The 10,484-nt window shown below is 62.5% G+C and carries 13 protein-coding genes; 10 read left to right on the top strand and 3 right to left on the bottom strand.

The features are described from left to right. Together GCN75_RS19020 and GCN75_RS29235 are read left to right on the top strand one after the other, a co-directional pair. Positions 1-1,049, top strand: a 1,049-nt coding sequence (locus GCN75_RS19020) for a hypothetical protein (protein ID WP_226941463.1), incomplete at its 5' end; no start/stop codon positions are given. 15 nt (positions 1,050-1,064) lie between these two features. Next, positions 1,065-1,823: a hypothetical protein gene (locus tag GCN75_RS29235; protein ID WP_193317562.1), complete on the top strand. Its 759-nt coding sequence runs from the start codon at positions 1,065-1,067 to the stop codon at positions 1,821-1,823. 113 nt (positions 1,824-1,936) lie between these two features. Here GCN75_RS29235 and trmL read toward each other — a convergent pair whose 3' ends face one another. Together trmL and GCN75_RS19000 are read right to left on the bottom strand one after the other, a co-directional pair. Further along, on the bottom strand, positions 1,937-2,407 hold the full coding sequence (gene trmL, locus GCN75_RS19005) for a tRNA (uridine(34)/cytosine(34)/5-carboxymethylaminomethyluridine(34)-2'-O)-methyltransferase TrmL (protein WP_152283819.1): 471 nt from the start codon (positions 2,405-2,407) through the stop codon (positions 1,937-1,939). Between the two features lie 31 nt (positions 2,408-2,438). Continuing rightward, on the bottom strand, positions 2,439-3,206 hold the full coding sequence (locus GCN75_RS19000; RefSeq protein WP_152283818.1) for a ComF family protein: 768 nt from the start codon (positions 3,204-3,206) through the stop codon (positions 2,439-2,441). A gap of 57 nt (positions 3,207-3,263) precedes the next feature. Here GCN75_RS19000 and GCN75_RS18995 point away from each other — a divergent pair, with 57 nt between their 5' ends. From GCN75_RS18995 to GCN75_RS18970, 7 genes are all read left to right on the top strand, one after another. Next, on the top strand, positions 3,264-4,187 hold the full coding sequence (locus GCN75_RS18995) for a methyltransferase domain-containing protein (protein WP_226941462.1): 924 nt from the start codon (positions 3,264-3,266) through the stop codon (positions 4,185-4,187). 477 nt (positions 4,188-4,664) lie between these two features. Further along, positions 4,665-5,873 (top strand): cytochrome c oxidase subunit II, encoded by a 1,209-nt coding sequence (coxB, locus tag GCN75_RS18990; protein WP_152283817.1) that lies wholly within the window; start codon positions 4,665-4,667, stop codon positions 5,871-5,873. 13 nt (positions 5,874-5,886) lie between these two features. Next, the gene (gene ctaD, locus GCN75_RS18985) at positions 5,887-7,479 is read left to right on the top strand and encodes a cytochrome c oxidase subunit I (RefSeq protein WP_152283816.1); all 1,593 of its coding nucleotides are present in this window, start codon (positions 5,887-5,889) and stop codon (positions 7,477-7,479) included. 80 nt (positions 7,480-7,559) lie between these two features. Then, positions 7,560-7,679 carry a cytochrome oxidase small assembly protein gene (locus tag GCN75_RS29610; protein WP_218965284.1) on the top strand — a complete coding sequence of 40 codons (120 nt, stop codon included), beginning with the start codon at positions 7,560-7,562 and terminating at the stop codon, positions 7,677-7,679. An 8-nt stretch (positions 7,680-7,687) separates the two neighbouring features. Beyond that, a complete protein-coding gene (locus GCN75_RS18980) occupies positions 7,688-8,248 on the top strand; it encodes a cytochrome c oxidase assembly protein (RefSeq protein WP_264372548.1) in 561 nt (186 codons plus the stop codon). A gap of 9 nt (positions 8,249-8,257) precedes the next feature. Next, entirely contained in the window at positions 8,258-8,464 is a 207-nt protein-coding gene (locus tag GCN75_RS18975) for a DUF2970 domain-containing protein (protein ID WP_152283815.1), read from the top strand. A gap of 40 nt (positions 8,465-8,504) precedes the next feature. Next, the gene (locus tag GCN75_RS18970; RefSeq protein WP_099665459.1) at positions 8,505-9,365 is read left to right on the top strand and encodes a cytochrome c oxidase subunit 3; all 861 of its coding nucleotides are present in this window, start codon (positions 8,505-8,507) and stop codon (positions 9,363-9,365) included. Between the two features lie 123 nt (positions 9,366-9,488). On the opposite strand, the gene GCN75_RS18965 is transcribed toward GCN75_RS18970, so the two are convergent. Beyond that, complete coding sequence (locus tag GCN75_RS18965) at positions 9,489-9,689, bottom strand: twin transmembrane helix small protein (RefSeq protein WP_034748996.1); 201 nt, start codon at positions 9,687-9,689, stop codon at positions 9,489-9,491. A gap of 36 nt (positions 9,690-9,725) precedes the next feature. On the opposite strand from GCN75_RS18965, the gene GCN75_RS18960 reads away from it, so the two are divergent. Further along, complete coding sequence (locus GCN75_RS18960; protein ID WP_152283814.1) at positions 9,726-10,484, top strand: SURF1 family protein; 759 nt, start codon at positions 9,726-9,728, stop codon at positions 10,482-10,484.

Below are 10,484 nucleotides of genomic sequence, written 5' to 3'. Positions count from 1 at the left end.
CGCCTGCGCCTGCGCCGAAAGCCCAGCCGGTGTCGAAACCGCCGCCGGTGTCCGCGCCGGCTGCCGTGCCGCCGCCGCCAAAGCCGGTGCAGCCGCCAGCCGCACCGAAGCCCGTACCTCCCTCGGAACCCCCCGTGCCGTCGCCACCGCCGCGCAAGTGGCTGCGCTGGCTGGGCGGCATTGCCGTGCTGGCCATGGTGATCGTCTACATGAACGGCAAGCCGGGCAGCAAGAATGAATCGGCCTGCAATGATGCCATCGACAGCGGCTTGAAACTGGTGGCAAATGGCAGCCTGGACGGCGCTCGCCAGAAGCTGGCGACGGCGAAAACGGCGTGCACGGGCAAGTCCAGTGCCAAGGCCGACGATTTGCAGGCGGCGATCGGCAAGGCGGGTGCCGCGTCCGGCGGGTGCCAGCGCAGCGTGCGCGCCATCGAGCGCAACATCGATGGCCATCAATTGCAAGGCGCGGCCAGGGGCATCGCCGCGCTCGACGCCGATTGCGCGGGCGCTGCCAGCGTGGATTCCTTGCGCAAGCAGCTGGCGCGCCAGCAGGCGGCAGCCGCATCCGTGCTGGTGGGGCTGCGCCAGGCGCTCGATGGCAAGGATGCGACGGCGGCCCAGAATGGCATCGCCAGGCTGGAAGCGATCGACCGCGAAGCGGTGGAATTGCCGCAGTTGAAGGCCGACGCGCAAGCGCTGTCGGCGCCCGCGCCCGTTTCAGTACCGGCACCTGTGCCGGCGCCGGTGCCGACGACGGCGCAGCAGGAACCGGCGCCCGCGCGCGCGGTCGAACGTCCAGCGGTGGCCGAGCGCCGCCCGCAGGAAACGTCGCCCGTCGATAGCGGCGCGGCCATGCGCAACGAGATGGCGCAATCGTTCCTGCGCGACGCCGAGCGTTCTTTGTTGGAAGGCAAGTTCGACGCGGCCAAGACGTATCTGGAGAGCGCGCGTCGCGTCGATCCCGGCAATGCGCGCATCGACAATCTGTCGCGCCGCATCCGCGAGCGCGAACGGCAAGTGCTGCAGACGGAAACAACGATCAATTAATTATCAGAGGGCATCATGCTGAATCACACCACCTTGCGCGCCGCTGCCGCGCTGACCATCGCGGCCCTGCTGGCCGGCTGCGCCACGGCGCCGATGAATCCGAACGGCGTGCGCCAGGACGGCTCCTATCCGCAAAACGGGCAGGCACCGCAGGCGGGCGCGACGGACGACGACCCGTGCAGCGTGGGCACGTCGGCCGCGGCCGGTGCCGCCGTGGGAGCGCTGCTGGGCGCGCTGGCAGGCGGCAAGAATGGCGCGCTTAAGGGGGCGGCCATCGGCGGCGGCCTGGCGGCGGCCGGCTGCCTGGCCATCAACGTCAATTCGCGCCAGACCAAGACGGCGGCGCAGGCGGACCGCGACTACATCCGCACGCGCGGCGCGCTGCCGCGCGAGCCGCAAGTCGTGTCGTACACGCCGCAGCTGAGCGCGTCGACCGTCAAGCGCGGCCAGCCGTTCAAGGTGAATTCGGTGGTCGAGCTGGTCAACGGCAGCGCGCAGAACGTCAACGACGTGCGCGAAGAGCTGGTGGTGCTCGACCCGCAGGGCCAGCCGTTCAAGTCCGGCTCCAAGGCCCTGGCCAGCAACAACAAGTCGGGCGGGCGCTTTGAAAACTCGTTCGAGCTGACCTTGCCGGCCGGCGTGTCGCAGGGCGTGTATGGCGTCAAGACGAATCTGTATGTGAACGGCAAGCTGGCCGCCACGCGCGACCTGCGCACGCAGCTGGTGATGCTGGATGTGGATATGGGCGTTGACGCGCAGCTGGCACTGCGCTGATTGCCGTATGCAAACGCGTAGGTCGGATTAGCGGGGTCAAGCCCCGCGTGGTCCGACAACACCACTAACGTCAACAATGTTGTCGGATTACGGCCCCTTGGGCCTAATCCGACCTACGCGCCACCCTGGTAGCCGTGCTGGCGCCAGGCTTCATATACGACGACGGCCACCGTATTCGACAGATTCAAACTGCGGTTGTCGGGGCGCATGGGCAGGCGGATGCGCTGCTCAGCCGGAAAGCCGTCGCGCAGGGCCGGATCCAGGCCTTTTGTTTCTGAACCGAACACGAACACGTCGCCCGGCAGGAAGGCCACGTCGCCGAACGGGCGCGAGCCGCGCGTGGTCATGGCGAACATGCGGGCCGGGTCGGGCTGGGTGTCGGCCAGGAACGCTTCCCAGTTCTTGTGCACCTTCATGCTGGCGTAATCGTGGTAATCGAGGCCGGCGCGCTTCATCTTGGCATCGTCGAGCGGAAAGCCCAGCGGTTCGACCAGATGCAGCTGCGCGCCCGTGTTGGCGCACAGGCGGATGACGTTGCCCGTGTTGGGCGGGATTTCAGGTTCTACCAAAACAACGTGAAACAAAATGCTCTCCTCATATATGTAGCGAATCTATCTAATGCGGCGGCGTGCGCGCCACGGCCAGGATGCTGACCCTGGCCGCTCCCGCGCTCTTGCAGGCGGTGGCCAGCGCGTTGACGGTGTGGCCGCTGCTCATCACGTCGTCGACGATGCCCACATGGCATCCTTGCAATAAGGCCCCGTGTTCCGGCGCGATGGCGAAGGCACGTGCCAGGTTGGCTTGCCGTTCCTGCGGCGCCACGCCGCTTTGCGCCCGGGTTTCGCGCACCCGCAGCGCCAAGCGCGGTTGCAAGGGCACATCCAGCAGGCGCGCCAGCGGACGGGCAATTTCCAGCGCCTGGTTAAAGCCCCGTTCGGCCAGCCGGGCCGGGCCCAGCGGCACGGGGCACAGCAGTTGCGGCGCGTCCCATGCCGTTTGTTGCTGAATGGCAACATGCAGCAGTTGCGCAAACAGGGGCGCCAGCGCCAGGCGCGCGCCGAATTTCAGCTGCAGCAGCAACTGGTCGACGGGCGGCGCATAGTCGAACGCCGTGACGGTGGCGTCATACGCGGGCCGCTGGCGCAAACAGCGCCCGCACAGCTGCGCCACGTCGATGCCGGCAAGCGGATTGGCGCACTGGCGGCAACGGGGCCGTGCCTGTCCCCGTCCTGACTCCAGGTACTGCGCGCGGCAGGGCGGACACAGCAGTTCCGGGCAGCCGGCGCCGCACAGCGCGCACTGGGCCGGCAGCAAGGTGGCACCCAGCCACCGGCGCAGCGCCTGCCAGGCGGCATCAAGGCGGGGCTGGACGGCGGTCCGCATCGCGATGGCGTCGTTCCATGTACACTGCCGACATTATCTCACCTCACCCGATTCAACATGCCAGTTCCCACCAGTCCGCCCAAAATGAGTGCGCCCATCGATGCGGTGCAAGTACGCGATTTCTTTTCCCGTCCGGCGCGCGTCGCGCCGTCGGACTTCCTGCGCCGCGAAGTATCGCAGCGCATGCACGAACGCCTGGAACTGGTGAAGATCACGCCCTTGCGCGTGCTCGACGCCGGCTGCGGCCCGGGCGCGGACCTGGCGCAGTTGCAAAAGGATTATCCCGCCGCGCAGATTATCGGTCTCGATGCAGCGCAAGCGATGATGCAGGCGGCGCGCGCGCCCGCGTCGAAACTGGCGGGCCTGAACCAGTTCCTCAGCAAACTGCTGCCGGCCAAGACGGGCGTGGATTTATTGTGCGGCGACCTGGGCGACCTGCCGCTGGCGGCCAATAGCGTCGACCTCGTGTGGTCGAACCTGGCGCTGCACTGGCATGCCCAGCCCGACCGCGTGTTTGCCGAATGGCGGCGCGCGCTGCGCCTCGACGGCTTGCTGATGTTTTCCTGTTTCGGCCCCGACACGTTCCGCGAAGTGCGCGACGCCTTTGCCGAAGCGGATCTGTATCCGCACGCCTTGCCCTTTGTCGACATGCACGACTTTGGCGACATGCTGGTCGAGACGGGCTTTTCCACGCCCGTGCTGGACATGGAGATCATCACCGTCACCTACGACACGGCGGAAAAGCTGCTGGCGGACGTGCGCGCGTTCGGCGGCAATCCGCTGACCACGCGCCGGCGCGGCCTGATGGGCAAGGCGGCCTGGCAGCGCATGCTGGACGCGCTGGAAAAGAGGCGCCGTCCCGACGGCAAGCTGGGCCTGAGTTTCGAAGTGATCTATGGCCACGCCTTCCGTCCCGCGCCGCGCGTGACGCGCAATGGCGAAGCCATCATCCGTTTCGACTTGCCGCGAAAACCCAAATAAAAGCCGTATTCAAGCGGAAAGAAACCGACACTTGGTCGGCATCCGCGCGTCTCTGCGGCAGCAAGCGTTGCAAAGCGCGCGGCGGCCGGGCCGGGGGCGCGCACAATGCCGATTATTGCTTGATGGATTCAAGTTTACTTGATTATAATCGTTGATTGTTTGTCAGCTTGTTAAGTAGAAAAAACAAGGGCTGCATACAAAATAAAAAAAACAAAGCAAGACTTATTGGAAGTTACTGCATTAGTATAGTAACCATCTTCCACACAAGGCCATTTCAATGTGGGGAAGAAAAACAGGGTTCCAGCATGGTTGCGCGCCGCCGTTTTTTGCTGCGGCAGCCAGCATGGAATTCGCTGGTGCTTGACGCACATGGCCGCATTCCGGCCGTGTTGCTTTCATGGAGGAGCGGCAGCGGTCCAGTACGGAGAAGTCCGCAGCCGTTTAAAATATCATTATTTTTGGGTGGTTGGGGAAAACATGACACATGCAAAGCGACTTCAATCGTTGCTGCTCGGGCTGTCTTTGACAGCGTTTGGCATCGGGCGATGGGCCACGGCGGCACCGGCTGCCAGTACCTATCCCGGCACCGGCGGTCCCGTGCCGTTCGAAATGAATCTGCAACCGCCGGCGACACAGATCGCCCATGAAATCTACGATTTGCACACCTTGATGATGATCATCTGCCTGGTGATCTTCGTGGCTGTGTTCGGCGTCATGTTCTATTCCATCTTCAAGCACCGCAAGTCCCTGGGCCACAAACCGGCCACCTTCCACGAAAGCACCACCGTCGAGATCGCTTGGACCGTCGTGCCTTTCCTGATCGTCATCGGCATGGCCCTGCCTGCCACGCGCACCGTGGTGGGCATGAAGGATACCTCGAACGCCGATATCACCATCAAGGCCACCGGCATGCAGTGGAAATGGGGCTATGACTACCTGAAAGGCGAGGGCGAAGGCATTTCCTTCCTTTCCAACTTGGCCACGCCGCGCTCGCAAGTGGGCGCGCCGGGCATGCCGCCGACGGAAAAACGGGGCGAAAACTACCTGATCGAAGTCGACAACGAAGTCGTGGTGCCGGTCAACAAGAAGATCCGCGTGGTGCTGACGGCCAATGACGTCATCCACGCCTGGTCCGTGCCCGCCTTTGGCGTGAAACAGGATGCGATTCCCGGTTTCGTGCGCGACACCTGGTTCAAGGCCGACCATATCGGCACCTTCCGCGGCAATTGCGCCGAGCTGTGCGGCAAGGAACACGCGTTCATGCCCATCGTCGTCAAGGTCGTCTCGGCAGATGATTACAAGGCCTGGGTTGATGTGAAACAAAAGGAAATGGCCGCATTGGCTGATGATCCTAGCAAGGTGTGGACCATCGACGAATTGAAGGTCAAGGGCGAGAAAGTGTATGCGACCAACTGCGTGGTCTGCCACCAGGCGACAGGCAAGGGCGTGCCCGGTGCGTTTGCGCCGCTGGACGGCTCGGCCGTGGTGAACGGTCCGAAAGCGGAACAGATCCATGTCTTGCTGAACGGGCAAAAGAGCGGCAAGTTCCCAGCGGAAATGCCTGCCTGGAAACAGCTGTCCGACACGGAAATTGCCGCAGTGATCACTTACACGCGCAATTCCTGGTCGAACAAGGCCGAAGAGAACATCGTTCAACCAGCCGAAGTCGTGGCTGCACGCAAGTAATTAGGAGCCGTACATGAGCACTAGCACTAGCACCTTGGACCACGCCGGTCACGACCACGCCCACGACCACCCGACGGGCCTGCGCCGCTGGCTGTTTGCCACCAACCATAAAGATATCGGTACCTTGTACCTGTGGTTTTCGTTCATCATGCTGCTGTCGGGCGGCGTGCTGGCCCTGATGATCCGTACGGAACTGTTTCACCCAGGCTTGCAATTTTTCCACCCTGAATTCTTCAACCAGCTGACCACCATGCACGGCCTGGTGATGGTGTTTGGCGCCATCATGCCCGCCTTCGTGGGCTATGCCAACTGGATGATCCCGCTGCAGGTGGGCGCGTCCGACATGGCGTTCGCCCGCATGAACAACTTCTCGTTCTGGCTGCTGCCGCCGGCCGCGCTGCTGCTGGCCACGTCCTTCCTCGTGCCGGGCGGCGCCACGGCTGCCGGCTGGACCCTGTACGCGCCGCTGTCGACGCAGATGGGCCCCGGCATGGACATGGCGATTTTTGCCATGCACCTGATGGGCGCCTCGTCCATCATGGGCTCGATCAACATCATCGTCACCATCCTCAACATGCGCGCGCCCGGCATGACGCTGATGAAAATGCCGATGTTCTGCTGGACCTGGCTGATTACCGCGTATCTGTTGATCGCCGTCATGCCCGTGCTGGCCGGCGCCATTACCATGACCCTGACGGACCGCCATTTCGGCACGTCCTTCTTCAATGCGGCAGGCGGCGGCGACCCCGTCATGTACCAGCACATCTTCTGGTTCTTCGGCCACCCCGAGGTCTACATCATGATCTTGCCGGCCTTCGGCATCGTCTCGCAGATCCTGCCCGCGTTTGCCCGCAAGCCGCTGTTCGGCTATGCCTCGATGGTGTACGCCACGGCCTCGATCGCCATCCTGTCGTTCATCGTCTGGGCGCATCACATGTTCACGACCGGCATGCCGGTGACGAGCCAGCTGTTCTTCATGTACGCGACCATGCTGATCGCCGTGCCCACGGGCGTGAAAGTGTTCAACTGGATCGCCACCATGTGGAAGGGCTCGATGACGTTCGAAACGCCGATGCTGTTCTCGGTGGGCTTCATCTTCGTCTTCACCATGGGCGGCTTCACGGGCCTGATCCTGGCCGTGACGCCGATCGACATCCAGCTGCAGGATACCTATTATGTGGTGGCGCATTTCCACTACGTGCTGGTGGCCGGTTCGCTGTTTGCCCTGTTCGCCGGCTTCTACTACTGGTCGCCGAAATGGACGGGCCATATGTACAACGAGACGCGCGGCAAGATCCACTTCTGGCTGTCCCTGATCACGTTCAACGTGACCTTCTTCCCGATGCACTTCCTGGGCCTGGCCGGCATGCCGCGCCGCTACGCCGACTATCCGGCGCAGTTCACGGATTTCAACATGATCGCTTCGATCGGCGGCTTCGGCTTCGGCCTGATGCAGGTGTACTTCCTGTTCTTCGTGGTCTTGCCGACCATCCGCGGCGGCAAGGCTGCCCCGGCGAAGCCATGGGAAGGCGCGGAAGGCCTGGAATGGACCGTGCCGAGCCCGGCGCCTTTCCACACGTTTGAAACGCCGCCGACCGTCAAGTAATCATCGGCAAGTAGTCATCGTCAATGAATGCCAGTGTCACGGGCCGGCGCCTGCCGGCCCCTTTGAATAGAGTGCCTGCCATGACCGAAGTGAAAACTGAGCGTAAGAAACCGAACAACCTGCGTACGGGGCTGATACTGGGGGCCCTGGCCGCCTTCTTCTTCCTGTCCGTGTTCGCCAAGCGGCTGTGGCTGTCGTGACGACGCCCGTGCAAGAGGAAACACGCGGCCTGAACCGCAAGATGCTGGGCAAGTTGGTCGTCATTGCCATCCTGATGTTTGGCTTTGGCTATGCCCTGATTCCCGTCTACAAGCAGATTTGCGAAGTGATGGGCATCAACGTGCTGACGCAAAAAGATGGCACGGTGGCTTACGATAACAATACGCAGGTCGACACGACGCGCAGCATCACCGTCGAGTTCGACGGCAATGCGCAGGGGCCATGGCGCTTCCGCCCCACCGTGTCGAGCATGCAGGTGCATCCGGGCGAGCTGGTGACCGTCATGTATGAAGTGGTCAACACGCAGAACCGCGTCGTCAATGCGCAAGCCATCCCCAGTTACGCGCCGCAGAGCGCCACGCCGCATTTCAAGAAGGTCGAGTGCTTCTGCTTCAAGCAGCAGACCTTGAAACCGAACGAAGCGCGGCAAATGCCGGTGGTGTTCTTCCTCGATCCGGCCCTGCCGAAAGAGGTGAAGACCATCACCCTGTCGTACACGTTTTTCGAGATTGCCGGTCTGAGCCAGGCTCAGACGCCGGCCGTCCAATAGGAGAGCGCCATGGGCGAAACCAAGCAGCCTGAAAAAGCATCGTTCCTGTATTCGCTGCGGGCCGTCGTGTGGTCGTTTACGGGCCTGCGCCGCAAGAGCGATTTCGACACGGATTCGGCCAAGCTCAATCCCGTGCACATCGTCATCGCCGGCTTCCTGGTGGTGGCTTGCCTGATCGGCATCCTGATTTCGATAGTTAAATTCGTCGTTTTATAAATTATAAAAAACCACCCTATAAGTTCTTGAGGAGATGATGATGAGTTCCAACCACGCCGCCGTACCCTATTATTTCGTGCCCGGCCCGTCGCGCTGGCCCATGCTGGGCGGCGCCAGCCTGCTGCTGACGATGATCGGCGCCTCGGCCTGGGTCAACGACGTCTCCTGGGGCCCGTACGTCAACTACCTGGGCATCGCCGGCATCCTGCTGGTGCTGTATTTCTGGTTCGGCGACGCCATCAGCGAATCGGAGCAGGGCCTGTACAGCGAACGCATCGACCACTCGTTCCGCTGGAGCATGAGCTGGTTCATCTTTTCGGAAGTCATGTTCTTTGCCGCCTTCTTTGGCGCCCTGTTCTATGCGCGCAGCATCTCGATGCCATGGCTGGCCGACCTCGACCACAAGGTGATCTGGCCTGATTTTGCCGCCCACTGGGGCAATACGGGTCCGGCCGGCACGGTGCAGGAATTTACCACCATGACGCCGTTCTGGATTCCGACCATCAATACGGCCCTGCTGCTGACGTCGGGCGTCACCCTGACCATTTCGCACCACGCGCTGCGCGCCGGCCACCGCGCCATGACGGCCCTGTTCCTGTTTGCCACCATCGTGCTGGGCGCCATCTTCATGGGCTTCCAGGTCTACGAATACATCCACGCCTACAGCGAACTGAACTTGAAATTGACGTCCGGCATCTACGGCGCCACCTTCTTCATGCTGACGGGCTTCCACGGCTTCCATGTGACCCTGGGCGCCATCATGCTGTCCGTCATCCTGTACCGCGTGCTGAAAGGCCACTTTACGCCCGAGCACCACTTCGGCTTCGAAGGCGCCGCCTGGTACTGGCACTTTGTCGACGTCGTCTGGCTGGGCCTGTACGTGGTCGTGTATTGGTTATAATGGCGGGGTAGGGCGCGCGCCGTTGACGCGTGCGTCCGCACCATAAAAAAAGCCGTACCGGGACATCCTGGGTACGGCTTTTTTCTTAGTCTGAAGAATTTGCCAATCAGGCAATGTCGGGTGTTAATGAATTCCAGTGGGCTGAATATAGCCAAGCTTGTGCGCCAGCAGGATCAGCAAGAACAGGGTGATCGACAAGCCCACGCGCAGGGCCAGCGCCTGCACGGTGCGGTTGCTCTTGCCCTTGTCGCGCATCAGGAAGAACAGGGCCGAGCCCAGGCTGCCCAGGATCAGGATGAAGGCAATGGCAACGAGGATTTTCATGGATGGTAGCGCCAGGCTTGAGGAGGTTTCATTGTAATGCGTATCCGCTTCCATTTTAGATGGATTCCATTTGTTGTAATGCTGCTACTGGTGGCGCTGGGCGTCTCCTTGGCGCAATGGCAGCAGCGCCGCGGCGATGAAAAAGTCGCGCGCGCCGCCCTGCTCGAGGCGGGCAACCAGGCCGCACCGCTGTCCTTGACGGCTGCGCCCATGCTGGCGGCCGATGCGCAAGCGATCGAATACCGCAGGGTTACCGTCACGGGCCATTTCGTTCCTGCCTGGACGGTCTACCTGGACAACCGCCCCTACAAGGGACAAGCGGGTTTCCACGTGCTCACGCCATTCCAGATCGACGGTTCCCCTATGCACGTGCTGGTGGCGCAGGGCTGGCTGCCGCGCAACAATGCCGAACGCACGCGCATCCCCGATTACGCCACGCCCACGGGCACCGTCACCATTGCCGGCATCGCGCGCCTGAACGCGGGCCATGTGATGGAACTGGGCACGGCACCGGCCCTGGCGCCGCACGCCATCGTGCAAAATGCCGATATCGCCCAGCTGGCGCAAGCCAGCGGCCTGGCCTTGCAGCCTTTTATCCTTGAACAAACAGTCGACGTAGTTGATCGGACTGCAACGGCGCCAGCCTCCAGCCAGCTTCCCGTGCGCGACTGGCCGGCGCCGGACCTGGGCGCCGACAAGCACCGCGGCTATGCATTCCAGTGGTATGCACTGGCACTGATGGCTTTTTTATTTTTTGTCTTTACAGGATTTCGACGTGCAAACAAACAACCCTGA

This window comes from Janthinobacterium violaceinigrum (assembly GCF_009208555.1).
GTDB lineage: Bacteria > Pseudomonadota > Gammaproteobacteria > Burkholderiales > Burkholderiaceae_D > Janthinobacterium > Janthinobacterium violaceinigrum.
The sequence above is the reverse complement of the archived record's forward strand: the minus strand, read 5'-3'. Positions and strand labels throughout refer to the sequence as shown.

Coding starts and splice junctions, on each gene's coding strand:
- GCN75_RS29235 (WP_193317562.1), top strand. CDS start 1,065: ATGCTGAATCACACCACCTTGCGCGCCGCTGCCGCGCTGACCATCGCG.
- GCN75_RS19000 (WP_152283818.1), bottom strand. CDS start 3,206: ATGCGGACCGCCGTCCAGCCCCGCCTTGATGCCGCCTGGCAGGCGCTG.
- GCN75_RS18995 (WP_226941462.1), top strand. CDS start 3,264: ATGCCAGTTCCCACCAGTCCGCCCAAAATGAGTGCGCCCATCGATGCG.
- coxB (WP_152283817.1), top strand. CDS start 4,665: ATGACACATGCAAAGCGACTTCAATCGTTGCTGCTCGGGCTGTCTTTG.
- ctaD (WP_152283816.1), top strand. CDS start 5,887: ATGAGCACTAGCACTAGCACCTTGGACCACGCCGGTCACGACCACGCC.
- GCN75_RS29610 (WP_218965284.1), top strand. CDS start 7,560: ATGACCGAAGTGAAAACTGAGCGTAAGAAACCGAACAACCTGCGTACG.
- GCN75_RS18975 (WP_152283815.1), top strand. CDS start 8,258: ATGGGCGAAACCAAGCAGCCTGAAAAAGCATCGTTCCTGTATTCGCTG.
- GCN75_RS18970 (WP_099665459.1), top strand. CDS start 8,505: ATGAGTTCCAACCACGCCGCCGTACCCTATTATTTCGTGCCCGGCCCG.
- GCN75_RS18965 (WP_034748996.1), bottom strand. CDS start 9,689: ATGAAAATCCTCGTTGCCATTGCCTTCATCCTGATCCTGGGCAGCCTG.
- GCN75_RS18960 (WP_152283814.1), top strand. CDS start 9,726: ATGCGTATCCGCTTCCATTTTAGATGGATTCCATTTGTTGTAATGCTG.